Origin of the sequence: Streptococcus sanguinis (assembly GCF_900635155.1) — a bacterium.
In the GTDB taxonomy this organism is placed as follows: Bacteria; Bacillota; Bacilli; order Lactobacillales; family Streptococcaceae; genus Streptococcus; species Streptococcus sanguinis_G.
The window spans coordinates 2,199,599-2,225,000 of sequence record NZ_LR134002.1; the positions used below are offsets into that span (position 1 = coordinate 2,199,599).

The 25,402-nt window shown below is 37.6% G+C and carries 31 protein-coding genes and 1 tRNA gene (1 of these 32 only partly in view); 24 read left to right on the forward strand and 8 right to left on the reverse strand.

Features of this window, described 5'->3' with window-relative positions; all coding sequences use genetic code 11:
* Positions 1–6: 6 nt before the first annotated feature.
* From ELZ47_RS10895 to ELZ47_RS10915, 5 genes are all read right to left on the reverse strand, one after another.
* Complete coding sequence (locus ELZ47_RS10895) at positions 7–438, reverse strand: CopY/TcrY family copper transport repressor (RefSeq protein WP_125331523.1); 432 nt, start codon at positions 436–438, stop codon at positions 7–9.
* 147 nt (positions 439–585) lie between these two features.
* The gene (locus tag ELZ47_RS10900; RefSeq protein WP_125331525.1) at positions 586–2,088 is read right to left on the reverse strand and encodes a zinc ABC transporter substrate-binding protein AdcA; all 1,503 of its coding nucleotides are present in this window, start codon (positions 2,086–2,088) and stop codon (positions 586–588) included.
* Between the two features lie 9 nt (positions 2,089–2,097).
* Positions 2,098–2,904, reverse strand: a complete 807-nt coding sequence (locus tag ELZ47_RS10905) for a metal ABC transporter permease (protein ID WP_125331527.1) — start codon at positions 2,902–2,904, stop codon at positions 2,098–2,100.
* Positions 2,897–3,607 carry a metal ABC transporter ATP-binding protein gene (locus ELZ47_RS10910; protein ID WP_125331529.1) on the reverse strand — a complete coding sequence of 237 codons (711 nt, stop codon included), beginning with the start codon at positions 3,605–3,607 and terminating at the stop codon, positions 2,897–2,899. The genes ELZ47_RS10905 and ELZ47_RS10910 overlap by 8 nt, the downstream gene beginning before the upstream one ends.
* Complete coding sequence (locus tag ELZ47_RS10915) at positions 3,604–4,047, reverse strand: zinc-dependent MarR family transcriptional regulator (protein ID WP_126436015.1); 444 nt, start codon at positions 4,045–4,047, stop codon at positions 3,604–3,606. The genes ELZ47_RS10910 and ELZ47_RS10915 overlap by 4 nt, the downstream gene beginning before the upstream one ends.
* Positions 4,048–4,642: 595 nt before the next feature.
* Here ELZ47_RS10915 and ELZ47_RS10925 point away from each other — a divergent pair.
* Positions 4,643–4,999: a hypothetical protein gene (locus tag ELZ47_RS10925; protein WP_126436016.1), complete on the forward strand. Its 357-nt coding sequence runs from the start codon at positions 4,643–4,645 to the stop codon at positions 4,997–4,999.
* 178 nt (positions 5,000–5,177) lie between these two features.
* On the opposite strand, the gene ELZ47_RS10930 is transcribed toward ELZ47_RS10925, so the two are convergent.
* The gene (locus ELZ47_RS10930; protein ID WP_126436017.1) at positions 5,178–6,227 is read right to left on the reverse strand and encodes an Abi family protein; all 1,050 of its coding nucleotides are present in this window, start codon (positions 6,225–6,227) and stop codon (positions 5,178–5,180) included.
* Positions 6,228–6,914: 687 nt separating this feature from the next.
* Between ELZ47_RS10930 and ELZ47_RS10935 the strand changes: the two genes are divergently transcribed.
* A complete protein-coding gene (locus ELZ47_RS10935; RefSeq protein WP_126436018.1) occupies positions 6,915–7,271 on the forward strand; it encodes a hypothetical protein in 357 nt (118 codons plus the stop codon).
* 7 nt (positions 7,272–7,278) lie between these two features.
* Here the strand turns inward: ELZ47_RS10935 and ELZ47_RS10940 are convergent, their stop codons facing one another.
* Positions 7,279–8,157, reverse strand: a complete 879-nt coding sequence (locus ELZ47_RS10940; protein WP_126436019.1) for an ImmA/IrrE family metallo-endopeptidase — start codon at positions 8,155–8,157, stop codon at positions 7,279–7,281.
* On the reverse strand, positions 8,158–8,505 hold the full coding sequence (locus ELZ47_RS10945; RefSeq protein WP_126436020.1) for a helix-turn-helix domain-containing protein: 348 nt from the start codon (positions 8,503–8,505) through the stop codon (positions 8,158–8,160).
* A gap of 771 nt (positions 8,506–9,276) precedes the next feature.
* Between ELZ47_RS10945 and ELZ47_RS10950 the strand changes: the two genes are divergently transcribed.
* The 22 genes from ELZ47_RS10950 to ELZ47_RS11055 form a co-directional block, all read left to right on the forward strand.
* A complete protein-coding gene (locus ELZ47_RS10950; RefSeq protein WP_126436021.1) occupies positions 9,277–9,930 on the forward strand; it encodes a DUF2786 domain-containing protein in 654 nt (217 codons plus the stop codon).
* Positions 9,931–9,959: 29 nt separating this feature from the next.
* Positions 9,960–10,211, forward strand: a complete 252-nt coding sequence (locus ELZ47_RS10955; RefSeq protein ID WP_126436022.1) for a hypothetical protein — start codon at positions 9,960–9,962, stop codon at positions 10,209–10,211.
* Positions 10,212–10,213: 2 nt separating this feature from the next.
* Complete coding sequence (locus tag ELZ47_RS10960; RefSeq protein ID WP_126436023.1) at positions 10,214–10,441, forward strand: TetR family transcriptional regulator; 228 nt, start codon at positions 10,214–10,216, stop codon at positions 10,439–10,441.
* Positions 10,442–10,530: 89 nt separating this feature from the next.
* Positions 10,531–10,827: a cytoplasmic protein gene (locus ELZ47_RS10965; RefSeq protein WP_126436024.1), complete on the forward strand. Its 297-nt coding sequence runs from the start codon at positions 10,531–10,533 to the stop codon at positions 10,825–10,827.
* 13 nt (positions 10,828–10,840) lie between these two features.
* Positions 10,841–11,290: a conjugal transfer protein gene (locus ELZ47_RS10970; RefSeq protein WP_126436025.1), complete on the forward strand. Its 450-nt coding sequence runs from the start codon at positions 10,841–10,843 to the stop codon at positions 11,288–11,290.
* A gap of 13 nt (positions 11,291–11,303) precedes the next feature.
* A complete protein-coding gene (locus ELZ47_RS10975) occupies positions 11,304–12,983 on the forward strand; it encodes a cell division protein FtsK (RefSeq protein ID WP_126436026.1) in 1,680 nt (559 codons plus the stop codon).
* Between the two features lie 255 nt (positions 12,984–13,238).
* On the forward strand, positions 13,239–14,501 hold the full coding sequence (locus tag ELZ47_RS10980; RefSeq protein WP_126436027.1) for a replication initiation factor domain-containing protein: 1,263 nt from the start codon (positions 13,239–13,241) through the stop codon (positions 14,499–14,501).
* Positions 14,498–14,881, forward strand: coding sequence for a hypothetical protein (locus ELZ47_RS10985; protein ID WP_126436028.1), 384 nt, complete (start codon positions 14,498–14,500; stop codon positions 14,879–14,881). The genes ELZ47_RS10980 and ELZ47_RS10985 overlap by 4 nt, the downstream gene beginning before the upstream one ends.
* Before the next feature lie 316 nt (positions 14,882–15,197).
* Positions 15,198–15,279: transfer RNA gene (locus tag ELZ47_RS11905), tRNA-OTHER, on the forward strand.
* A 19-nt stretch (positions 15,280–15,298) separates the two neighbouring features.
* A complete protein-coding gene (locus ELZ47_RS10995; protein WP_126436030.1) occupies positions 15,299–15,559 on the forward strand; it encodes a hypothetical protein in 261 nt (86 codons plus the stop codon).
* Between the two features lie 9 nt (positions 15,560–15,568).
* Positions 15,569–16,015 (forward strand): LPD11 domain-containing protein, encoded by a 447-nt coding sequence (locus ELZ47_RS11000; protein ID WP_126436031.1) that lies wholly within the window; start codon positions 15,569–15,571, stop codon positions 16,013–16,015.
* Positions 16,012–16,482: a hypothetical protein gene (locus ELZ47_RS11005; protein ID WP_126436032.1), complete on the forward strand. Its 471-nt coding sequence runs from the start codon at positions 16,012–16,014 to the stop codon at positions 16,480–16,482. The genes ELZ47_RS11000 and ELZ47_RS11005 overlap by 4 nt, the downstream gene beginning before the upstream one ends.
* 80 nt (positions 16,483–16,562) lie before the next feature.
* Entirely contained in the window at positions 16,563–16,793 is a 231-nt protein-coding gene (locus ELZ47_RS11010) for an asparagine synthase (protein WP_126436033.1), read from the forward strand.
* A gap of 4 nt (positions 16,794–16,797) precedes the next feature.
* Positions 16,798–17,775, forward strand: coding sequence for a conjugal transfer protein (locus ELZ47_RS11015; RefSeq protein WP_126436034.1), 978 nt, complete (start codon positions 16,798–16,800; stop codon positions 17,773–17,775).
* An 18-nt stretch (positions 17,776–17,793) separates the two neighbouring features.
* A complete protein-coding gene (locus tag ELZ47_RS11020) occupies positions 17,794–18,021 on the forward strand; it encodes a hypothetical protein (RefSeq protein ID WP_126436035.1) in 228 nt (75 codons plus the stop codon).
* Between the two features lies 1 nt (position 18,022).
* Positions 18,023–18,433, forward strand: coding sequence for a conjugal transfer protein (locus ELZ47_RS11025; protein WP_126436036.1), 411 nt, complete (start codon positions 18,023–18,025; stop codon positions 18,431–18,433).
* 12 nt (positions 18,434–18,445) lie between these two features.
* A complete protein-coding gene (locus ELZ47_RS11030) occupies positions 18,446–20,971 on the forward strand; it encodes an ATP-binding protein (RefSeq protein ID WP_126436037.1) in 2,526 nt (841 codons plus the stop codon).
* Between the two features lie 11 nt (positions 20,972–20,982).
* Positions 20,983–22,842: a conjugal transfer protein gene (locus ELZ47_RS11035; protein ID WP_126436038.1), complete on the forward strand. Its 1,860-nt coding sequence runs from the start codon at positions 20,983–20,985 to the stop codon at positions 22,840–22,842.
* Between the two features lies 1 nt (position 22,843).
* Positions 22,844–23,950 carry a CHAP domain-containing protein gene (locus ELZ47_RS11040; protein WP_126436039.1) on the forward strand — a complete coding sequence of 369 codons (1,107 nt, stop codon included), beginning with the start codon at positions 22,844–22,846 and terminating at the stop codon, positions 23,948–23,950.
* Between the two features lie 22 nt (positions 23,951–23,972).
* Positions 23,973–24,239 carry a hypothetical protein gene (locus ELZ47_RS11045; protein WP_126436040.1) on the forward strand — a complete coding sequence of 89 codons (267 nt, stop codon included), beginning with the start codon at positions 23,973–23,975 and terminating at the stop codon, positions 24,237–24,239.
* An 88-nt stretch (positions 24,240–24,327) separates the two neighbouring features.
* A complete protein-coding gene (locus ELZ47_RS11050; protein WP_126436041.1) occupies positions 24,328–24,666 on the forward strand; it encodes a DUF771 domain-containing protein in 339 nt (112 codons plus the stop codon).
* A gap of 52 nt (positions 24,667–24,718) precedes the next feature.
* Positions 24,719–25,402 carry the 5' portion of a site-specific integrase gene (locus tag ELZ47_RS11055; RefSeq protein WP_126436042.1) on the forward strand. 468 nt of this gene lie beyond the right edge of the window, so 684 of the gene's 1,152 nt are visible here — the first part of the coding sequence; its start codon is at positions 24,719–24,721; its stop codon lies off the right edge, out of view.

The window sequence follows — 25,402 nt, forward strand, 5'->3', positions numbered from 1 at the left end:
TTCTCCTTATCTGTGACCACAACGACACTGACCTTGCGGGCAGTCGCATTTGATTTCCAATGGTGCCGAGGCTCTTTTCTTATCAATGACCTGGCTGAGCCGCTCCAAGTCCCCTTGACTGAACTGACTTCTCTCAATCATCGAAATCAAAAGGTCACCGTGTTTAGTATTACAGATATTGTCAAAAAGAGCCTGCCAAGTACTTTCCAGATGGTCCGCTTCTAAAATCCGAGCATCGTAGTAAAACTTGCCCTCAATTTTTTCCATAGCGATAAATTCTTTGGTCTTCAGACGATTCAAAAGGGTCTTGATGGTTGCCGGTTTCCAAGAAAAATCGGCTTCCAACCGCGCTATAATCTCTGTACTGCGACTGTGTGGATAGGCCCATAACACACGCATCACTTGCCATTCTGCTTGACTAATATTTTGCTGTTCCATTGTTTAACACTCCCTTATCATTTACATTTGTAATCTAACTCTTTATTAGTTTACATTTGTAATCGTAATTTGTCAAGTATTTTTATCATCATTTCCTGATATAGAAAAAAGAAGGCGGGAAAATCCCGTCTTCTTACTTTATTTATATTAATGCGCCAACATCTCTTGGGCAATTTCTTGACCTGTCAACTTACTTGGATAGTAGGTTGGCCAGTTTTCCAGCTCGTCAAAGAGTGCTTCCTGGCTTTCGCCGCCATAGAAGATATGGAAATGAGCTGCCTTAGTTGGTGCAATGTTGTGATCGCTAAACTGAACATACTTGTACTCCCCAGCATCCTCGTCTGTCGCTTCAAACATGAAGCGTACCCCTCGATTTCCCTTAGAGTAAGTCAGAGTGTGCTTACCAACGTATTTATAAGTATATTTCTTAGATTTTCCATCTACCACAAATTCCATAGTCTTGTCTGTGATATTGATATTGGAAACATCCGTTTTGTAGCCCTTGTCATAGTAGTCCTTGTATTCAGCTGCCGTCATTTTCCCAGTCAGCTTAGCCTTGTAGTCAAAGACTTGGTCCAAGGTCCCGTCCTTCAGATAAGGGTAAACAGACTGCCACTCGCCAGCATAGTCAGACAAGGTCCGATCCTTGACAGCACTGTCTTCAAAGTAGCCGTTTTGGACTGTCTTATCGTCTTCTTCCTTCTCGGCTGCAATCTCTGCTCCCTCTTGGTCAGTTGTCTTCTTGAGAGCCTTTAGATTGGCCTGCATGATAGAAATATAGTCCGCTCCATCCTTGGTCTGCTCTTCGGTCAAGCTTTCCAACGGATTCAAGACATCAAGTTCTACCCCTGTTTCCTTAGCCAGAGTAGAAGCAAGAGCCTGAGAGGCATTCTCTTCAAAGTAGATATACTTGATTTTATTTTTCTTGATATACTCAGTCAATTCCGCCAAGCGCGAAGCGGATGGCTCACTGTCTGGTGAAAGTCCAGAAATTGGCACCTGCTTCAAGCCATAGTCCAATGCCAGATACTTAAAGGCTGCGTGCTGAGTGACAAAGCTTTTTTGCTTGGCATTAGCCAAACCATCTTCATATTCCTTGTCCAAGGCTTCCAGCTTCTTGATATAAGCCGCTGCATTTTTCTCAAAAGCAGCTTTCTTATCAGGATAAGACTTGCTCAGGCTATCACGGATGTGCTCCACCATTTTAATAGCCCGCTTCGGAGATAGCCAGACATGAGGATCATAGGCATGATGATGTCCCTCTTCCCCATGGTCGTGGTCTTCTTCCTCTTCACCACCAGGCAGCAAGAGCATGTCTCCTGTTGCTTTGATAACCGTTTCTTCCTTATTTTTCAAAGTTTTTAACAGTTCAGGAACCCAAGTCTCCATATTTTCATTTTCATAGACAAAAGCATCTGCATCCTGAATCGTCGCAACTGCCTTAGCTGAAGGCTCATAATCATGCGGCTCTGTACCAGCCCCGATTAGAAGTTCAACATTGGCCTCATCTCCAGCCACCTGCTTAGTAAACTCATAAACCGGATAAAAAGTCGTGACAATATTGAGCTTTCCGTCTGCATTTTTTTGATTGGAACAAGCTACTAAGAAAATACTCAGTAAACCTGCTAATAGTAAGCTAATTTTTTTCATTTTCTGCTCCTATTTCATAAATTTTTTGACCAGATTGACCAGCAAGAACAAGCTGACAAAGATAATCGTAATGCTAGCACTAGCTGGTGTCTCTGCATAGTAAGAAATATAAAGTCCGGCAATCATACCAAAGAAGCCGATGGCATTTGCCAGCAAAATAACTGACTTGAAATTTTTCCCAATCCGCAGGGCAATACTAGCCGGCAAAACCATGATGGTCGAAACCAGCAAGGCTCCCGCAGCTGGAATCATGAGGGCAATCGCAACACCCGTCACGATATTAAAGAGAATAGACATGGTCCGCACAGGCAGCCCATCCACAAAGGCCGTATCCTCATCAAAGGTCAAGATATACATGGGGCGAATGAAGAGGAAGGTCAAGACAAGCACGACGGCCGCAATGACAAAGAGCGAAATCACCTGCTCCCTACTGATAGTCACAATGGAGCCAAACAGATACTGGTCCAGACTTATTGAGCTAGAACTCTTGCCCTTACTCATAACAATCAAGGAAATAGCTAAGCCGGTTGACATGAGAATGGCTGTTCCGATTTCCATGAAATTCTTATAGATAGTTCGCAGATACTCTAAAAAGACTGCTGCGACAATGACGACAAACACCGTTGTGAGGGTGGGCGATAGTCCAAGAACCAAACCAAAAGCTACACCTGCCAATGAAACGTGACTGAGCGTGTCACTCATGAGACTCTGCCTACGTAAAATCAGGAAGGTCCCCAGAATCGGTGAGAAGAGACTCATGGCAATAACTGCCAAGAAGGCTCGCTGCATAAAATCATAGGAAAATAGATTAAGCATGACTCACCTCCTGACTATTGTCGCTTTCATGCACATTGAAACAGCGCCAAGGCGAGTCCTGATTACGGACCAGATGAATGTTGCGGTCGGCATATTTACGAACTTCTTCCGGATCGTGTGTAATCATCAAGACAGCTTTTCCATGCTGATGAGCACTATGGTGCATGAGCTTATAAAATTCATCCTTACTGCCTGTATCCATACCTGTTGTCGGCTCATCTAGGACAAAAATATCCGGATCCGAAGCAAACATCCGAGCAATCACAGCCCTCTGCTTTTGCCCGCCAGAGAGAGAACCAATCCTCTTATCCCGATGTTCCCACATTCCAACCGACTCCAGACTTACCTTAATATGCTCCTCATCATGCTCATTCAAACGACGAAACCAACCCTTGCGCGGATAACGTCCCGACTTGACAAACTCATACACCGTACTAGGAAAACCTGCATTAAAACTAGCAATCTGCTGAGGTAGATAAGCAATCCGCAGTTTCTTGCCTAGCACATTAGTCTTGGAAATCTTCACTTCCCCATGCTTAGGCTGCAAAATACCCAAACTAGCCTTGATAAGCGTCGTCTTAGCAGCTCCATTTTCCCCTGTCAAAGTTACAAACTCACCGCTGTCTAGAAAATAATGAATATGCTCCAGCACCGGCTCCTTGTCATAGTAAAAGGAAAGATTATCTACTGTGATATATCTCATTTCCCAATCTCTCCCACTAAGGAATCCAAAAACTTAGCAATTGCAGCTTGTTCAGCATCAGAAAACTGCTCTGCTACTTTATGATAAGTTGCCAAAGTATGCGTGTGATGATGCTGATGTTCCTTTGCAATCGGCTGAGCTAACTCAGTCAAACGGTAAAAGGTAACCCGTGCATCTCTCTTATCTTTAAAAGCTTGCAGCATCTCTTGCCGAACCAAAGATTTCACAGCCTTGGTTACAGCAGCTTGACTCACATTCAGTTTTTTTGCCAAATCAGAATTTGTCAAAGATTCCTCAGACAAAAGCATCAAAATATGCTCCTGCGTATTGGTTAAAGGCACATCACTCGTGCAAGAACCAATCAGAATCTCATGCTGATTTTCTGCTTTCAAAATAACTTCATTTAAAAATTGATCGATCTTCTCTGCTAAATGAGTCATTTCCTCCTCCTTCTCTTAACCAGTTAAAGCTTTACTGGTTAATTATACCACAAAAAAGAAAAGAGTCAAGAATTTTCAGTAAAGGTCAGATGCTTTTCACAAAAAATATTTAATCATACAATTAGATTCTTAAGACCTAAATAAAAACACAATCAGAGAATAAAAAGGAACAAACCAAGTTGAGACTTTTTAGCATTCCAGATTTTATAAGACATTTAATAGTAAAAGTCTTCAATATCCATCACACTAATTGAGTATAAATTTACAAACAAAATCAAAATTCAATCTTCCGCTTTAGCTTGCAAGTAAATACTAGAAAAAAAACAAAAAACGAAGCTAAAAAGCTTCGCTAAACTTAAGCTATACCGGCGGCCGGTAAATAAATGGAGAAAATCAAGTAAATAAGCAAATAAACCAGCGATATGTTAAGGCTTTGTCAATTAATTTAGAGGAGATAAATTATGAAAGTTGACCAAATGGGTGACCAAAAATAAAAATAAGATAAAGTGTACGAGTGAGTTTTTGTTCATATATTTTATCTTATTTTTATATGATGTGTGGTATAATATTTGTATTCAATATTGGAGATAGGGCTATGAAAAAAATAATTGCAGCGATTGTTTTTGTAATTTCAGTTTTTGCATTGGTTGCTTGTAGCAACCAGCAGAGTTTGGATGGGAAGTATTATAATCAATATGATTATCTAGTACTTGAAATAAAAGGAAATCAAGGAACATATCATGAAAATCATGATCATACTATAACTAGTATAGATTTCCAGAAAAAAACGTTTACTTTTTCAGCTTCTGGAAGGGAGTATGTTGCGACTTATGATGTTAAAAAAGATGGGACATTAACGTTTGATACTGGAAACTTTCTTATAGGAAGTAATAAACAGGTTGTTTATAGAAAAGATAGTGAAAGTTATAAGAAAAATATAAAAAATGACTAAAAAATCTTAGTCATTTTTTAGTTATTAAAAGGATCCCCCTCATCTGAGCTTTTAGGATACTTTTGAATAACAAACAAGTAATAAAGAATGTCATTTTAACATAATTTAGTTGAACTATTTTTAGTTCACTCTAAAGCTCCATATATATGATTATGAAAATCACTGTAGATTTATTTTTTTAATCCAATCTAATTAGTAAAAATTTTTTCCAATCTTTTGGACAACCAATTTTAGTTTCCTCTATGATATTACTTTTCGTAAACTTTTCTTCAATATCCTCAATAAATGTATTCCACTCGTCATGAACGTTTGAATTGTGGCAAATAAGAATTTGTTTTATTGCCAACATATATGCAAATAAATCTTTATTATGAGTTTTTTTCTTCCCACACTTGCGTAATTCCCGAAAAGTTGGCTCATAAAATTTTGGGACATTCGCATTAAAATTAGCTGCATAAAGTCGGCCATAATGTGCACTAACATTTCGAATAAAACATGTAGCCGAAATCCAACTTCTACTAGCTGATATAATATGATCTTTCATTGAAGTTTCATAATAATTATTATTAAAAAATAACTCTTCAATCCATAAATTATAAAACTTTTCGTTTAATTGCTCAATCAATTTAGTTGTTTCTCCAAAAGTAAGTTCTGGCACGATAACCCAAAAAGGAAATTTGCAATTTTTATTTTCGACATGGTGTTTTATTGGAAGAGATTTTTTTCTTAAATGATACAAGCTCATCCCTATTCTTTCAATAACGCCCTTAAAATATTCTTCGTTTTTATAAATTGATTTATCTAAGTAGCACTCTCCAGCTTGTAAACTACCTCTATAATTACTACATAAGGTATGAACAATAGATGATTTGATTAATAATTCTATTTTACCAGTAAATTTCATCAAGTTTTCTCTCAAGAAAGAATTGAATTCATATAGTTCGATACAGTCTTGAAAAGTAAAATCTTGATTATTTAAATTTGGCAAGTGCTTCTTATATATAGAGAAATCATAGTAATTTGTCTGAAAAAGAAACTGTTTAGCAAATTTTTCTTGTTCTTCTGTAATAGTTACTTTAATGCTATTTTCATTTTCTGGATTAGAGAGCTTTTCTTTCAGTTCATCAAATTCAAGAAACGCCTTCATTGACTTGTCACTATCAGGAGATAACTTATAATATTTAAAAGTTTCTTGTTTTTCTCCAATTTTAGTTTCTTCAAAGCTCATAAATTATACCTCAAAAAAAAAAGCCTCTCGAACTTTCTAATTAAAATTCTGTGAAAATTAATTAGAGGGAGCTCTTCGAGTTCTTGTGAGATTATTATAGCTTATTCTTTATTATTTGTAAACCCTGCTTCTGAACACTATATATAGTATACAAAAAATATAAACCTATATATAGTATAGTTCCTTTCATCGAAAGTACAACATATAGAATTTCGAAAAGAGTCGCATCTACATTTTGTGTTTTTTGTTTTTAAAAATTTTTTAAAAATCTTTAAATTTTTTAGGTTGAAACATATTCTCACCGAAAGTTAATGATATAATTGACTTTATTATAAAAAATGAAATTATTGTTTATAGTATAAAGCAGAAGTTTATCATAGTCATTTGAGGGTAAAAAGAGTGCATTTTAGGGAAAAAATTTTTTTATTAACAAAATATGCTACAATTAATTTATGGATAAATTTCAACATAATTTTACAAAAGAAGAAATGCTCTGGAGCGTTAAAGATGTTTCCCAACATTTTAGATGGGATAAAACTAATAAAGAACTGAAATGGCAGATCTGGCGGATGCGTTCTCGATTAAATATGCTAGAAGAAATTTTGGAAAGAGAAGAATAAAGTTTAAATGTCTTTTTTATATGTTTTATAGTATAATATTTATAGATAGTTTTTGGAGGTGGGAAAGATGAAGAAAATTTTTTCGACAATCTTCTTTGTGGTAGCTGCTTTTGTTTTGGTTGCTTGTAGCAACCAACAGAGTTTGGATGGTGAATATTACAAAATATATAATGGTAAAGAAAGTTCTTTGGTTTTCAAATTAGAGGGAGATAATAGTTATTATTATCCAGATGGTGTTAAAAATTCGGCTACTGTTGATGAAAAAAATCATAAAATCAACTATACTGATAAAGGTGTAAATTTTAGTTTAGATTATGATTACAATCCTTCTGGCGAACTAACTTATTCAGGACCTTTTGGAAAAGACCAAGTATACAAAAAGGGCAGTGAAGCATATAAAAAAGCATTAGAAAAAAAGGATTGATTCATTATCAATCCTTTTTATTTTGTAGGTCATAGAAGGCAAATTTAACTTTTCTACTAACTTCCATATCCGTTAGTTGCTTGCTGTCCCAAGCATACCATAGTGTAAGTCCTTTATCGTACTTAGACCAGGTTTTGATATGTGGAAGGGCGCTTTTTATTTTTTGGCAAAACGATTGATTTTGAAGTTCTGGAAACTCAATATGAGTAATAAAATTATTCTTCTCTAGCAGTAGTTTTAGTTTATCACTAGCTTTAATTTTAATCATTTCATAGTTGCTGATGATATTGTCTTTAATAATCTCCAAGTAAGAAATTAATTTTCTTCCAGCAGATGTACCTGCCCTAAAGCTAGTCACAATTCCTTGTGCTTTGGGGTAGCTCATATCTGTATAGTGTTGAAATAGTTGAGTCAGACGAACTTCCAAAGCTTTATTAGAGACTGCTAAATCTTGCATAACTCCTTGATAAGTTTTTTGTTGATAGAAAATCTTAGTTAAGAGCACTATATCTGGCATTAAAATAATAGAAGCAAAATAATCTGCTTCTAATTCTTGGGCGGTTTTATTTCTTAGACTTTCTGTAAAGAGGCTACCTTTATGATTTAAAAGTAAGTGTCCTAATTCATGACATTTTGTGAAATTTTGCCTTTCTTGGATACAATCTTTTTCGTAAGATATAGAGACTCCAAGAGGATCAATCATTGTGATGCCTGATATTAAATCATTTTCAAAATGATGTTCAAAAACCTTGATGTGATACTGTTCTTTTTTTGCTTGAAAATAACTTTCAAAAGAATAGTTTATTAGGGAAATGTCGTGAAGTTTAATAAACTGGTAAATTTCAGTACGAGCTATAGCGGCAATTTTTTGGTAAATAGGATTCATTTAGTCTTGTTCTTCTTCAAAAGCTTTTCTTCTCATTTCAATAAAATTGTCAATGTCAATTTTAAATTGCTCTTGCTGCTCTTTTGTTAGGTTGAAATCATCTACTGTTTTTCTAAAAAGCACTTGTGCTGTTTCTAAAACAGGTTTCTTTTCATCAGCATTACCCAAGAGATAGTCTACAGAGACATCAAAAAGTTCAGCTATTTTAGTTAGCTTGTCTTGGGTTGGCTTTTTGTCACCTTTTTCCCATTTTTGATATGCTTGTTGGGAAACTCCTATTTGAGCAGCTATTTCTTTTTGTGTCAATTTAGCTTGCTTTCTTTGTTCTTTTAACCGCTCTGAAAACATAGTTTTATCCTTCTTAAAAAAATTTAATTTTTTTTCAAAAAAACCTTGACAAATACAACCATAGGATGTATAATGTATTTAACAACCTAAGGTTGTTGGAAAAATCTAGTCCAATCTTACTCAATGGTATGGTTTAGATAGTTAAAGAATTGAGCAGTAAGATTGACAATATAGATTTAAGATTGTTCTTTGAAAATAGAATAAAAGTGCGTCAGACAGTTCCCACTGAAACCAACTAACACACTTAACTGTAGCAAGTTAATTATATCTTAAAATTGACGATATGTCAAACTTGAGATTTTTGGGTTAAAAGCGAGGAGAAACTGGAGTTGTTTTAGGTTTTAACAAATCTAAGAACACACGCACCAGCTTTTGCCTTGTGAGCTGGCTTGGATAAATCATAAGGAACTGCTGGCGCTGGAAGCGTTGGAGATGAAGCTTGTCTATATAGAGTGAGATATAGAAAGCGGGAGACATTTGTTTTTCGTTGGCAAGTGGATTGGGCGGTGTGTGGGCTTATTCTATAAGCTTGCTAAGGGATAAGGTGAGAAACTTTCGTGACTTATCCGAGCGAGTAGCTTTGTCGAGAGATAAGGTGAAAGAGTATGCGAAGATACGAGCATACACTAAGTAGAAAATCATCTGCTTAGGAGAGTAGAAAATGTTTAATAAATTCAGAAGCAGATTGCTTTAGTTAGCAATCTGTTTTTTCTGTTTTCTTAAGCAGATGATATAAAGAACGTCTTTATCTTGTAGAAATGAGGTTTAAGATTGAATAAAATAATTTCAAAAATCCAAAACTTATTGGAGTTAGCTTATGATTCTCCTTCCGATGAAGAAGGACAGACAGCTTTGTTGATGGCACAGAAATTGATGCTAAAACATAAAATTTCTTTAGCTCAAGTTGAATCGAAAAAGGAAGAAACTCATTCTTTCAATGAAGCTTCTGGAAAAACAGCTGGGCGAATTTTATGGTGGGAAAGTTCCTTAGCAGCTCTTTTGGCTAAAAATTTTAGATGCCATGCAATTAGAAATCGAAATTTTGCATCGAGAGAGACTTCGATTAATTTCTTTGGTCTTGAAGAAGATGCTGAATTATGTAGCGAAATTTTTAATGCCACTCGTTTGTATTTGATGTATAGATTTAAGAGATTGGTTGGAAAGGAAAAGAAAAACTCTTATTTATCAGGCTTCTTACTTGGTTTAGATGAACGTTTTGAAAAACAGATACTTGAGAAGCAAGAATACGCATTAGTTGTGCAAGTTCCTGCAGTAGTTGAACAAGAATTTAAAAGGCAGTATGGAAATTTAAGAAATCATAATTCTAAAAAACCTGATTTTGATTTAGATATAGAAGCTTATTTTGAGGGATATTATCATGCCAAAGAATCAATTATCATGCCAAACGAGTTGTTAAGAGAGTAAGTATTGAAAGGAGTATAGATGAAGTAGGAATGAATTATAATGATACGGTGTCTGAATACTATAAAAAGAGTTATCGAAGAATTTTTGATAACTTTTTATTTTCGTTAAAAATCTATGCTTGTGATTGTCTGATGATGAAAAGAGCATGTGTAAGTACACTCAAACAATTAGAGCAGCTTAATCAAAAGTCGATTTCTCTGGATCAATTATCAACTTATCGGCTAATGCTGCCTTATAAACAAGCTGTAGAAAGAGAGCTAAGAAATTTAGAAAAGAGGTAAAAATGGACTATTTTAAAAATAGATTTGAGGGAATCTTAGAAAGATTTAGATTCTCAGTACGAATGTATCGTGAAAACAAAGCACATTGTGAACAATGTTATCAGGAGAGCTTGGGGGAAATGGAATCTCTTTTTAATCGTCATGATTGCCATGATAGCTTTTCCAAGCGCTTGATGGATTGCAAGAATAGCTATCAGCGACGTTTGAAGAAAGAATATTTAGGAATTTGAGGTGGAATAATGAGATTGGCTCGTGCTCCTGCTTCTTCTCTCTCAAAAATGTAAGAAGCTAGATAAAAAAAGAAATGAGGAAAATTGTAATGGAATACGGAACTTTGAAAATGAAACCTGAATTTATCGGGAAAGCTTACTATGAGAAATTGGGGAATGCTCCTCGAACAGTGATGGGGAAACCTGGACAGTACCAGCGTCATATTCTGAACAGTGAAAAGCACGGGTCTTTTCATGTGATTACTCCTGCTTCTGCTGAAGTGATTCCAGAAGATTCACTTGTGGAAGTAGTTAATCCTATCTTTTTCCCTGACCGTAGCTTGAATGGTCGCAATGTTGCTCCAGCTCTGAATGTCTTTGCTGAAAAATTGAAAGTTGTAAAATAAGGAGAAATAAAACATGGCAAAAATTGGTTTGAATTTTGGTGAAAAACTGCAGATTGCAGATAAATCTTATCGGGTAATCAGTGATGGCCTGGATTTGGCTGCTCTTTTTGGTAAACTGACTTTTCGGAAAATTGAAGGGCAGGATGTCATTTATGAAGATGATACCAGCCGTCGGAATCAGGATGGGACATTCGCTCAAGTGTCTACTGGAGAAGTTCGGGGGACAGTTGTTGGAATCCATTCTGCTACCCAGCGTGAAACGCTATTCTTTATGATTGTTGACATGACTCAAGGAGAAATTGAGGACCTTGGTTTGAATTATCGTGAAGAAGTGACACTCACGGATCCAGTAGTGACCTATTCATCTGTCAATGGGAATGACAACTATAAACTCTTTGCGTCTTCAATTGCTAAGAAAGCGGCTGCTCCTACACCAAAACCAAAAGATGAAAACAAACAGTAAGGAGCTGATGTGATTGTTCAAGGATATTTGGAGTTTCAAGGGGCTGCGGGTTAGGAAATTTTATAAGGATATTCGGGCTATGCAGATAGTCCTTTTTTTCTTGCCCTTTGCTTCCCTGTTGGCTTGGTCTGCCTATTCTCTTCAGTCTGAATTTATGCGACAACCTATTCTCTATGGCGGACTGTATGGTGGCGGTTTGGTATTTTCCTTGTTGCTTTCGGTCTACATTGTTTTGAAATTAGAAGCACATGTCCTGTTCTTCTCTCGCTTACGTTCTCTAGCCATTATGCAACGTTTCCTATATGAGAATGGCTTTATCTACCCTGTAAAATCTCGTTGGCAAGAGAAAAAAGACACTTACCGCCTGCCCAAAGTCTATATCAAACAGAGTAAGTATGGAATGGATATTTACTTTGAGCTGCGAGGCGGTAAATTTCAGGAGCGATTCTTAAAATTGGGCGGAGAATTAGAAAATACCTTTGATGGAGACTTTATGTCTCGGAATCATATCAAAGGCTATACATTCTATCGTATCGCAATTGACCGCTTCTCTAGCCGCTTGAATGTCCACCAAGTAGTGGTTGATTCAAAAGGTTTGCGGCTTATGAAAGATGTCTGGTGGAACTTTGACAGTGAACCGCATTTGCTTCTAGCAGGTGGTACTGGTGGTGGTAAAACTGTTCTGATTATGGAGATTGCCTTAGCCTTGGCCAAAATTGGTTATATAGACTTGTGCGATCCAAAAGAATCAGACTTGACAGTTTTGAAGAAAGCGAAAGTCTTCAAAAATCGTGTTTTTGCTTCTAAGGAAGAAATGATTCAATGTTTGCGGGATAATGTGGCTCTGATGGTTGAGCGCTACCGTTTTATGGCAAGTCATCCAGATAATAAGATTGGGAAGTCCTACAAGGACTATGGCTTAAAGCCTAAGTTTATCATCTTTGATGAATGGGCTGCCTTTATTGCTCTCTTGGATAGTGACTATAAGATGGCTTCTGAAGTTGTTCAACTGTTGACGCAAATTATACTTAAAGGTCGTCAGGCTGGAATCTTTATGATTTTAGGTTTACAGCGTCCAGATGGTGAATTTATCAAAACAGCTCTCCGTGATAACTTTATGAAGCGTTTGTCAGTTGGTGTTCTGGAAGATACGGGCTATACCATGCTCTATGGAGACGCTAATCGAAACAAGAACTTTAAGAATGTAGATGAAGTCAATGGCGAAAAAGTAAAAGGTCGTGGCTATATAGCTAATGGCGGCCAAACGGCTGGTGAGTTTTTCAGTCCCTATGTGCCATTTGACAAAGGTTTTGATTTCTTAGAGGAATTTGAGAAGCTACCTGTATTGCCAGATGATGAAGTATCCCTTTCTACTGAACAAACTCAGGAAGAGTTACTGTCTGAAGCCAAGCATTTACCAGTTGACCCAATCTTTGAAGAACAAGAGCGGACTATTTGGTATGTAGACAATTTGGCAAAACAGCTCAATAAGAGTTTTAAGCAGGTAAAAGATGTGATTGATCGCATTGAGCAAGGAGCATATTATCAATTCAAGCGAGAAGAAAATAAGGTTGTTCTCAAGGAATTTGAAAAAGATGTGATTGTGGCGATTTTTGAAGAAAAGGAAAAGACAGGAGAACGGTATCAGGAAGTGATTCAAAAAATCTTCGAACAAGGCAAGGAAGTGGCTTAGTGTCCGATAGAATGGTAAATTTCAGGATTGGCTGGAAGGTCAGGGTCAGCCCAGCGACCAGCGGGAGCTGGGCGGTACGACCCGATACGACCTGAAAGCCAATCCTGATGAAAACCCCCATATTCTAATAGGGGGGTTACGATTTGCAAAAATCGAAAAAGCGACTCCCCTTGTCCTTAGAGTACCAAGGTTTTTCAATGTCACTGACTTGTACTACTTTCTCCGAAAATTTGTACCACTTTAGAAAGGAAAATCATGCCAAAAGCAAGAATCATTGATGGAAAGCATTTGGTAGAACTGCGAAAAGCAACAGGCCTGACTCAAAAAGAGTTTGCGAAAGCGGCAGCTGTGAGTGTAGATAGTCTGCGCTCCTTTGAAAGAGGGCGGCGAGCTTTAACGACTGAGCGGTTTCAGTTGATGAAGCTAGCATTAGGTTATGAAATTTCAAAAAGTCAGCGTTTGCGAGTCATGATTGATTATCTGAGAATCACTTTTAAAGAAGTTCGAAACTTGGCTTATTTTTGTCAGACTTTTTTACATTGTGATTTAAAGGAATTTACCTCAAACGATACCCGGCTCATGACTTATAGCCATTTATGGCGGCGGGGCGATATTTGGATTTTTGATTACTTTGATAAGGAAGTGACAGATAATTATCAGATTACGCTACAGTTATCCGGTCATGGTTGCCGACAGATGGAATTGATTCTAGAAAAGAATGGTCTCACTTGGTATGACCTACTGCAGAAAATGGTCTATGAGCGGTCAGATATGAAAGTGACTCGGCTAGATATTGCTATGGACGAGCTGTATCGGGGTTATGGCCATGAACATGAACAGTTCCATTTGGTGGATATGATTGCTAAGGTTTATCAAAAAGAAGTCGTTTTTGACCATCTGCGAACCTGGAATCATATCGGCGGTGGTGGCTTGAAATTTGAGAATCGGGAAGAAATTGCAGAACGAAGTCAAGGAATTTCTATATATTTTGGTTCTAGGCAATCCAATCTCTACTTTAACTTTTATGAGAAGCGCTACGAACTAGCCCGAAAAGAGGGGCTTAGTTTAGCAGAATCATTAGAAATATTTGGAATATGGAATCGCTATGAGTTGCGCTTCTCCCAAGCAAAGGCTAATGAAGCTATCAAAAGGTTTGTAGAAGGTACAGATTTAGCTGAAATTGCAAAAGGAGTTGTTAATGCTGAAATGCAGGTGTATGACCGCACAAATCAATACGGAGCTTTTCTGCCAGATAAGAAATGGCAAGCCCTCTTTGGCGGTACAGAAAAGCTGAAATTATCTGTTCGGCCAGAACCTTATAATATCGGTCGTACGATTAAGTGGCTCTTGCATCAAGTATCGGATAGTCTAGCTTTAGTGGAAGAAGCAGACAAAATCATGGATACCAAGTATCTGGAAATGATTTTAGATACCGGCTGTATAAATGAACGTGGCGAATTAATTTTGAAGGATATACAAGCCGATGTGCTACTAAAAAAATCAAAGGAGAGTACATGAAGCAAACAGCAGAAACTTATCTTGCCAGTAATATCCATCATTTAAACCAGGTCATAAAGCAGTTGGCTATCTTACTACCTGATCGTCAATTTTATCAACCAGAAATTCATGAAGTCCCTTTTGTGACTGATAGAAAACAGCTAAAAACAATGGCAGCCAAATTGCATTCCTTTGCTTACAGGGGAGACAAACAGCTACAGGCTCGCTATTATCAATTGTTATCCAGTTATCAAGATAGACTAGATGAATTAGTACGGTCAAAACGTCAAATCTGGGAAGAAACCTTATTAGAAGCAGATTTAGAGATAAAAGCTGCATTGTTATTGCTGACACTAAGTCAACATAAATACTTGTTGAAGCATCTAAAGACTTACAATTAGAAAGGAGAATAGGTGAATCAGATTCATGCTCCACCTCTACATAGAAATAAACCTATTAAACAAAATGGCTTAAAATGAAAGGAAAATCAATCATGAGTGAAAAAGATAAACAATTAAAAGTGGCCTTGCAAGAAGCTTCTGAGTTGCTGATAAGTTATAAATGGGCTGAAGGGCATGAAGCCATGAAAAAAGTCCATGACTTGACAAAGGACATGGAAGGAACGAGTTTGCCAGCTTTTGCAGTTGATGCTCTGATGAACTACAAGAAAAACTACTACTACCAAGTCAATGTGGAGAAGAAAGCTCACACTGTAATGGCAAAAGTTGGTCACCAGTTGGCAGATATTGCTACGGCTATTAAATAAGGAATAGGAGAGGTTCGATTCCTCTCTTTTTCATTTTGGAAGGAGTATTAAAATGTGGGCTAAAATTGGACTAGCAATTATGATGATGTTGGATTTTCTCAGTTCAGATGCCGGTCAGAAAACTGTATCGAACTTAAATGCAGCACTTGTCAAGGTGCATGAAAAGAAAAACCGTGCTGATCCTGAAGAAGACTTGACAGACCTTGACCGCCAAGCCCAGCTTTGTCAAAGACTGGTAGATGAACAGAAAGCCTTGCAGAAAAAGATTGAGGTTGAATCGGTCAAACTCAATGCTTTGCTGGAGCAAAAGTGAGGGGGGACTATGACACAGTTTGCAGAGATCACAAATACACGAACTGGGCAAAAAGCTCAGTTCGCTTTACCATTTCCAATTAACCATCTAAGTAAAATCGGAGTAGATGAGACTTTCGACGGTGTGCTGTTTGTAAATGGAGATGACGACACCTTCGGTTTTGGAATGGATGGCTATCTAACTTTGGAAGAACTAGAAGCTTATCTAAAACAATATCAAAATCGTCAAAATCCTAATCATTTTGATTATATGATGTTAAGTCGTTTGAAAATGGACTGTGACTACTTTTTGGGGTATGGTAATCGTTATGAGGGTCACCTTTGGGCAGGTAACGTTCCAGGACAAATCGCAGAGATGAAAAAAATCTGGCGAAAATTTCCTGAAGAGGGAAAACCAGAATGGTTAACTTGGGAAGACATTTTAGACTATGAAAGGAAAATGACAGAGCAAATATGATTGCCAATATTAGAATCCGAGCAGATGGCCAAAGTTCTGCTCTTTGTCCCTTGGATTTGATGAAATTCGGTATTGATGATGTTCGGCAGAGAATGAAAGAAAGAGGAATCACAAATGATTCCTTTTTCATTTGTGGTTTTTCTGATTGGGGGATTGATACTGTCCTAACTTTAGAAGAAGCCTATCTTCTCAAAACAGCTATTATAGGTTTTTATGATGGCGATGATTATGTAGTACAGCATATGCTGCGGAATCATAAACCTATATCGGAAGTCATTTCGCACTACTACCGCTTTCTTTCCAAAGATGAAGTTGAGGTGATGCAACACCTTTTGAGAAATCAAGAGGTTAGCAGCGTTGTAGAATTCTTCTTCAAAGCAAATAATTGGATAAGTGCGCTGCAGCTTTACATCAATCAGGGCTTAATCTTGAATACGAATAAAGGCTTCTATATACAAGTTATATAAAGAGGTCTAAATAGAAGTCTTTAAAAATGGAAAATTTTAAAATTTTCCATTGAAGCGGAAATAAATAAAAAGGAGAAAAAATGACTAAATACACTATCCGCTATCATTTTAAAAAAGAAAATTCCTACAGTGTTTGGAATGATACGGGAGAGCTTATTGAGGATAATTTATCTTATGGAGAAGCCCTCTATTGGTCTTTTCGAGAATTGGCTAAATATGTTCAACTAGGCTATTTAGCCCAGAATGAGGCAGACAGCATGCGAGGGGATATTGAAGCTTACAATAACTTTATAAATAAATTAGCGGGGTAAAAGAATGAATAAATTATTGCATATGTACGAGCGTGTCCAAAGCTTCTTTAGCCAATTTGTGAAGCGGGACAAGAAACGGAAATCTGGTGGTTTGAAAGTAGTCAATAAAAGGACTGTCAATCTGGCTGTCCTGTCAGGATTGGTTTTCATTTTGCTAACTGGCTTGATGGGTGGTATTCGAGCTATGACTTTATCAAATAAAGTATCTAACCTTGAAAAATCTATTTCATCAGCTAAAGCAAGCAAAACAGCGGAAAGGGCGGTATCAGGTACTGACAATAGCTTGGAGTATTATCTCAATGATTTCGTCTATTATTTCTTTACCATTCCAGAAAATCCTACAGAACAAACCGAGCAAGCCGATAAGTTAAATGCTTTCTATGGTACTGCTCCAGATGTTCAGTCACAAGGACAGGTGAAGAATCCAAGCGAATTAATCTGGTATCGGCTTCTGCAGGTAAAAGAAAATATCGCAACTTATCAGGTGCGCTATAAACAGAAAGTAAAAGAGGGAGAAGGAACGAAAGAGGAAGAAATTCTAACAGAATTCAATATTCCTTACGGTCAGACAGAAAGCGGTTATTATGTGTCCGGTTTGCCTTGGTTCTCTAGCTATACGAACAGACAGGATAAATCAAACAATGTTGATTTAAAATTAAATCAGTCTGATCGAGTAGATGAAAAAATTCGGAAGAAGTTAGATAAATTTCTGGAAGTTTTTTTCACTAATTATACAACCAGTCAGGATAATCTGGATTTAGTCGCAAAGGATATAAAGATTGTAAACAATACTGTCTTTAAAACATTAGACTTTTCTTACTATAAGGAAAGTAAAGGGCAAATTGTAGCCTATGTGCAGGTAACATTTGAGGTCGCTGGCTCTAGCCATGCAGAAAATTTCACTCTTTATCTTTCTGAAAAAGGCAAGTCTTACTATGTGAACAAGATGGAACATCAAATTCCGTCAGATTATGCAAAATAAAAAAGGAGAAGAAACAATATGAATACAGGTGGTTTGACAGGTTGGATTCAAGGAGACGGCTTTATTTTTCTTTCAGTAGGAGCTGCTGCAATGGCTATTATAGCTTGGCGAGAGGGCTCTTTTGGAAGACTTTTTAAAACGTTAATTTTTTATGCGGTTATCGCTTCTTTACTAAAAGGCCAACAAATTCTTAAATTCGTTGGTTGGCTCATTCGTACTTGGCTTGGAATTGAAACGGGGCTTTGATATGGATAAGGAAACAATCTATGACTACAAAAGAGGTGTAAACGCTCCTTATTGGATTCAGGAGATTAAAACCCAAAAAGGGAAGCGGATTTGGTATTTTGCGACACCTATGCAGGTGGACTTCTTTGTAGTCTTCGCTTTGGTTTTAGTACTTATGGTGACCTATTTAAGTCCCTTGTTACTGCCATTGAACAAGATGACTCATTCCATTTCACTTTACCTTTATTGGTTTATCCCTTATAAGCTGGCTAAGCTCTATACAGAGTACGAACCGCAAGGTAAGAAAATGCACGTTTTCTTGTTAGACTGGCTGCGCTATTGCTGGGAATACCGTTTAAACAACAAGGCGATTTATCAAGGGGATCGAGTGGAAACACAAGAAGAGATGGTTTATGAAAAAACAGAATTATAGAAAGGAGTTTTAATGGCTACAAAATTAGCTTACCCAATTATTCGTACACAGGATAATCTAGCCATGAAACAAGATAAAAGCGTGATGGCTTTTTATCGTGTACCAAATACTCCCATCACTATTACAGATAAAAGCAAGAAATGGGAACATAAAACGGCTGTCGCTCAAATGCTGCGTAAGTTGGCCAAAAACAAAGCTTTTGAAATTTCTCTGATTCCTAAAGACTTTTTGCTGGCGGAAAAAATGAAAGATTTTTCTGCGACTCTGTCTCCAGATTGTCAGGAATTGGGAGAGCAGCTTTTGTCTGACACGGTAAATCAGCTAACGAATGAAATGGAAATCCCTTATCAGTATGATTGGCTGATTGGTATCAATCTTCCTAAGAACTCCCAACAATTAAATATGCAATCTTTGGCCTTGGAACGCTTCACAGAGCTGTCAGAGTTTGCGGCTAAAGGCTTAGGATATGAGCTGGAAATCCCTGAAAACTGGTTTGAGGAATATCAGCTAAGTGAATCAACTGTTTATCAAATTCTTTCTGGTTTCCAGGCTAAAAGGTTAACGGATGAACAGCTTTTTTATTATCAGCGTATGCAATTCTTACGCTATATCCCTCACTTTCGGGAAGAGGTGACCGCTAATCGAGCCCTTTTGAATGTAACAGATACCTTAATGAAAGTCATGGATGGGGGCTTCCTAAAATTAGAAAGTCCTTATGGTTCGTCCTTTGTGACGATTCTTCCAATTGCCAAGACACCAATCATTTTTAATGGTTTTCACTTGGGAGAGTTTACCCAGAGATTCGATTTTCCTGTAGAACTTCGAATCAAAGCGGAGTTCATGGATAAAGGGACTTTAAGAGGTCGAATGGAGCGTTCTAACAATCGCTTTCGCAATATCATGAATGAAGCAGAAAGTACGGATACTGCCCAACAGGACGACATCATCTTAGGAGCGATGTCCTTGAAAGACTTAATGAAAAAAGTTGGATCTAAACGTGAAGAAATTATTGAATATGGCGCTTATTTAATCGTTTCCGGTTCTAGTCTGGAACAATTGCGCCGCCGTAAACAAACTGTACTCTCCTATTTTGATGAAATGCACGTCGAAGTCAGCGAAGCTAGTTTTGATACTCCTTATCTCTTTCAGTCTTTGCTTTACGGCAATCCTCTGGAGAGCAAAACTAAAACTTGGTCTCATTTTGTGACACCAAGGGGAATGGCGGAACTCATGCCCTTTACCAATACTAAGGCTGGCAATCATATCGGCTGGCATATTGGCCGAGTAGATAATTACATTGGCCAATGGGAGAGCTTGGAAAAAGCTCAACAGTCTTCAAAAAATATGGTGTTGTTTAATGCAACGGTTGGGAATAAAGAAAATATTGCCGGCAAACAAACGAAGAATCCGCATATCCTGATTACGGGTGCAACCGGTGAGGGGAAATCTTTTCTAGCTGAGCTAATCTTTATCCTGACTTCCTTACAAAATGTTAAGGCGCTGTATGTTGACCCTAAACGGTCAATCAGAAAACATTTTGAAGCCATTGTCAATCATTCAAATTTTGAAATGAACTATCCACTTTTGGCAAAACATATCAAGAGTATGAACTTTGTGACTTTGGATAGTAAGAATAAGGCTAATCACGGAGCGCTTGATCCAATTATCATGTTAGATAAGGACGATGCTATCTCTGTAGCCAAGAATATGTTGAATTACTTGTTAAATTCTAATAAGCATATTCAGGTCACTATGAACCAGGTCACAGCTATTTCAGACGCCATCAATACGATTGCAGAGCGTCGACAGAGCGGGGAACAAGTCGGCTTGAAACATGTCTTGGAGCTGTTGCTGCATGATAAAAAGGAAGAAATCCAGTCTGTTGGTCGCTATTTGAATAGTGTCGTAAAAGGATCTATTTTGGAGTTAGCTTTCTCTTACGGAGATGTAGAGGGACTTTCTTATGATAAACGGGTTACTGTCTTAGAAGTTGCAGATTTGGCTTTGCCTGATGACAAAAAGCAAAATCAAGATACCACTCGTGAAGACAAAGAAATCAATTCTACAGTGCTCATGTTTGCTTTAGGAGCTTTCTGTTCTCGCTTTGGTGAACTCAATCGCCATGAAGATACGATTGAATTCTTTGATGAAGCATGGGTCTTGATGAAGTCTCCAGAGGGTCGGGCAATTATCCAATCCATGCGCCGAGTTGGCCGCTTCTACAACAATATTCTTTGTTTAATTACTCAATCTGTTCATGATGCAGAGAGCGACGACGATACAACTGGGTTTGGGACAGTCTTTGCATTCAAGGAGAAAAACGAACTGCCAGATATTCTGGAACATATGGATTTGGAAACGAGCAAGGACAATCTGGAATGGCTGAACAATATGATTTCTGGCCAATGTCTCTACCGAGATGTCTATAACAATCTCAATATGATTACCATTACCAATATCTTTGAAGGAATTGATCCACTCTTAAAACCGATGGAAGATACTGTTTCATCAGAATTAGAAAACAAATACGCTACTTAGGGGGTGATAATGTGCAAGAAGCGTTTGAAAAACTCAAAGGAATAGATATCTTTTCATTGAAATCTTATTTAGAAAAAACTGAATCTATTGAAACTTCTACAATAGCAATGTTAAATGAGATTTTTGTTAACTTTCCCTTCTTTCTCTTGAATCTAGTTGTAGGATTCTTTTCTCTTATGATTCGTATTCTTGAAAAGATAGACCTATATGGTTCTTATAAGCAGTATGTGTATAATGGTTCTAAAGCTATCTGGCAGTCCTTTACAGGGGCAGCTTCCGGGGTAGCTCAGGGCTCACTGGTTTTTCTGCTCTTGTTAGTTTTAGGATTATACCTATTCTTTTGCTTTGTATTGTCTAACGGTTCTTTCTCTCGAAAGCTTCTGCATGTATTGGCTATTGTAGGTTTAGGTTTTGCTTGGTTTGGCACAGTTTCAGGCACTTCTGGGGGCCTTTATATTCTGGATACGATTGATAGTGTAGCTGATACAGCAACCGAGCAGATTGCTAATATTTCTGTTCCTTATGGGGATAATCAGAATTTGAAGATTGGGGAATCCATGGCGGACAGTTATATAGCAGAAACCAGCTATAAAGCTTATCTCTTTGTCAATACAGGTCAGGAGAATGGCAAATACAAGAATAGGCAGACAAACAAAGAAGAACCATTTGACGATTCCAAAGTTTTAGGAAGTCTGGATAACGATAGGAAGTTTAAGGCTGTTTCTAGTAAAGATAGAACTGATTATATTGATGACATGGGGAATAAAGCCAATGATGATGCAGAAAAAAACCGTTGGGTTTCTGCAGTGTTTGATTACATGTTTATTAAATTGTTTTATGTACTCTTTAAAACTGTAGAAGCCATTGTCATTGCCATTCCTATTGTTTTGGTTCAGCTGTTAAACCTTATTGCTCAAGGATTGGTTCTGATTATGATTCTTCTCTTCCCGGTGGCTTTGTTGGTCTCGTTCATTCCTAGAATGCAAGATACTCTCTTTGGAGTCTTTAAAATTATGTTTGGTGGTCTGGCCTTTCCAGCTATTACCAGTCTTCTGATTCTCTCTATCTTCTATCTTGAAAAGATGACTGAAGGCTTACTCTTAAAGGGATTCACTGGTGCGATTGGAAGTTATAGTTCACTCTCAACTTTTGAGGGCTTGTTTCGTCTCATGGTGGGAGTTGTGGGAAAGGCTGCGGTTTATTTCCTTATTTGGAAGTACAAAGGAGAGTTAATAGAGCTATTGTTAGGTTCTCGTTCAAAGGTTATTGTAACTCAGGTAGATGATAAGATGAGACAGGCTGCAGTAAATGGAAAAGAAAAACTGTCAAAAGCATCTATCAGTGCTTTTGAAGGTGCTCAAAAATCAACTGCTTATCTTTTAGCTGGAGCTGGTTTGGGAGCTGGTATAGTAGCTACTTCTGGAAAACAGATAAAAGACTGGTTTTCAGGTACTCGTCCTTCTGAATCTGAAAAACCTGTAGAAAATTCTGATGTTTCTAAAGAAGATGAAACAAGAACTGATCCACTTGCAACTGAAGCGAGTCCATTTTCTTATGAAGGAACTGATTATGAGCAAGCCAAAGCTGCTGACATGTCATTTTCTGCAGAAAGCAGAACGATTCAGGAAACTGAAGAATTTGAAAAGCTGCGAGAAAACCGATTATCTCGCTCAGAGAAGTGCAAAGTCGAAAAGTTGGAGAAAGAATTAGAAAGTTATCAAGAGCCTGAAGCTATGTATCAGGCACAAGGTTCTAATGCTTTTATTCGTGGTTATCACAAAACTATGTCAAAAGATGATATTTTGAAAGAGAATATCCGTAGGAAAAACGACATCATCAATGAATTAAATAAGTTGAGAGGAGAGGGATAGGATGAAAAAAATCGTTGGTTTTGGTTTAGTCTTGTCCTTCTTCTCTCCTTTGTTACTAGTCTTAGTTATCGTTGGAGCCATGGCGGGGAATTCTGGTTCAAATACCACGACAGAGGTTGATGGTGTGACCTATGTAGAGCATTGGTCGAATGGGGATGCCTATACTCATAATCTGTTGGCTCAACGTTATGGGATAAAAGCTGAGCAGCTGGACAGTTTTCTGGATTCAACAGGTATTCATTATGATAAATCCAGAATCAACGGAAAAAAACTCTTAGAATGGCAGGCTGCTTCTGGCTTAGATGTTCGAGCGATTGTTGCAATTGCTCAGCTGGAGAGTTCCCTAGGAACTGCAGGTGTTGCCACTCAAAAAGGGGCTAATATGTTTGGCTATGGGGCTTTTGATTCTAATCCAGATAATGCAACTAATTTCAATGATGAATCAGCTGTAACGGGATTAACAAAAGTCACGATTATTGAGAATAAAAATGAGACTTTTAAGATTCAAGATGACAAAGCTAAAAAGAATGCGGCTGGAACACTTAACACGGCTGCAGAGGGTGGGGTTTATTTTACTGATACATCTGGTAGCGGCAGACGTCGAGCAGATACAATGGAGAAGCTGGATAGGTGGATTGATGACCACGGCGGTACTCCTAAACCACCCCAGACTAAAACAGCCAAGTCTAGAGAGGGCGGGGGTGTTACTTCAGCAGGAGTTCCTGAAGGCTATAGCTTGACCAAACAGATTGGCTCTGCTGGTTATATTGCTTCCTCGTATCCTTGGGGTCAGTGTACTTGGTTTGTATTCAATCGTGGAAAAGAAGTCGGAGTATCTTTTGATCCATATATGGGAAATGGTGGTCAGTGGAAATACAAATCAGGCTATCGAACAACGAATACCCCAACGGAGCATGCAGCGCTTTGTTTTGACCCTGGACAGGCCGGAGCAGACAGTACCTATGGCCATATAGCTTTTGTGGAGCAGGTTAAGTCCGATGGCTCAATTCTGATTTCAGAATCCAATGTCCAAGGTTTGGGGGTGATTTCCTATCGCACTTTTGACAAAGCGACGGCCAGTCAATTTACTTATGTGATTGGTCATTAAAAATAGAAATGGAGAAAATAAGATGAAAACATTAAATAAAGAAAAAGCAGCAGCTCTTGGAGTTCCTCAATATGTGAAACGTCCGATTCCAGCTTATGCTATTCAAATTGTTCCTGAAAATCAAGCATGGCTAGAAGAGGAAGAAAGATTGAATCTTGAAAAGTTGACCGTTCAAACTCTTGAGGGTCAGTTCAATTTTGAAATTGGTGACTACTTAATCATTGGAAATGATAATGAAGTCTGGACTGTCAAGGAAAAGATTTTTGAAGCAACATATAAGCAAGTCTAATCAGGCTTGCTTATTTACAAAATCACTGGATATGTTGGCTTGGAGTCTGGTTATTGTATTTTAGGGATAGAAAGGTTGGTTGTAGATTATGAATAAACTAATTGTTAGTTTGGAAAATATTACTATTGCACTTCCTGAGGATAAAGTGATTATTGAAAAGGGAGAGTATGAGGAGCTGAAAAAGAATGCTAACAAAGGAAAATATATGACTATGAATGAGCTTTTGGAGCTGCTTTCAGTTAGTCGTCCTTGGTTAATTGAACATATCCTTTATCGGCCATCGATTAAGCAGGAAATTGATATTGAACAAAATCCCAAAGGTTTTGTTAAGTATCCAAGCGCTCAGAGTGGGAAATATTTATTTTTAGCTTCAAAAACAAAGGAATACTTCGAAAAGAATTTTCGAGAAATTCTTATTGGAGCATGATATAATAGTCGGGACAAAGTCTTGATTATCGCTTTTTTAGGAAGGGGTAAATATGGCTATATCATATAGACAGCGAGGCAAGAAGAAACTATGGGACTATAGGGTCTTTGACAGTAAAAAGAAAGTGATTGCATCTAATTCTGGTTTTCGGACAAAGAAGGAAGCTCAGATTGAAGCTCTTGCTTTTGAGATGAAAGTAAAAAATGGAGTAGTCGTTGATAGAGAAGTTACTCTGTATCAGTTATGGGAGCGTTGGTTTGAATTACAGATTCTACCTTTAGGAAAATCAGAATCTGCTTTAAACAAACATAGATTCCGTGGGAAGATTATACAGAAGTATTTCCAGGATAAGCCGGTATGTGATATTCGATCAAGTGAATACCAGGAAATTATAAATGTTTATGCTAGAACAAATAGTCGGGATAATGTTAGTCGTTTAAACTCTGAAATTAAGAAAGTCATTATTTTTGCAAAAAGGGATAAGATTAATGTTCATGATTTTGCTGAAGGAGTTATATTGTCTGGGCGACCTTCTCCTAAAGGGAAGAAAGATAGGTATATCCATAGTCTAAAAGATTATGCACGTTTAGCAGTTTATCTTGAAGAACAATTGGATTATAGAAAATCTGTAGTTCCTTTCCAGCTATATGTGCAACTAAAGACAGGTTTGCGAGCTGGTGAAGTTTCAGGATTGAGTTGGGATTGTGTTCTCTGGGAGCGTCAAGGTATTCGTACC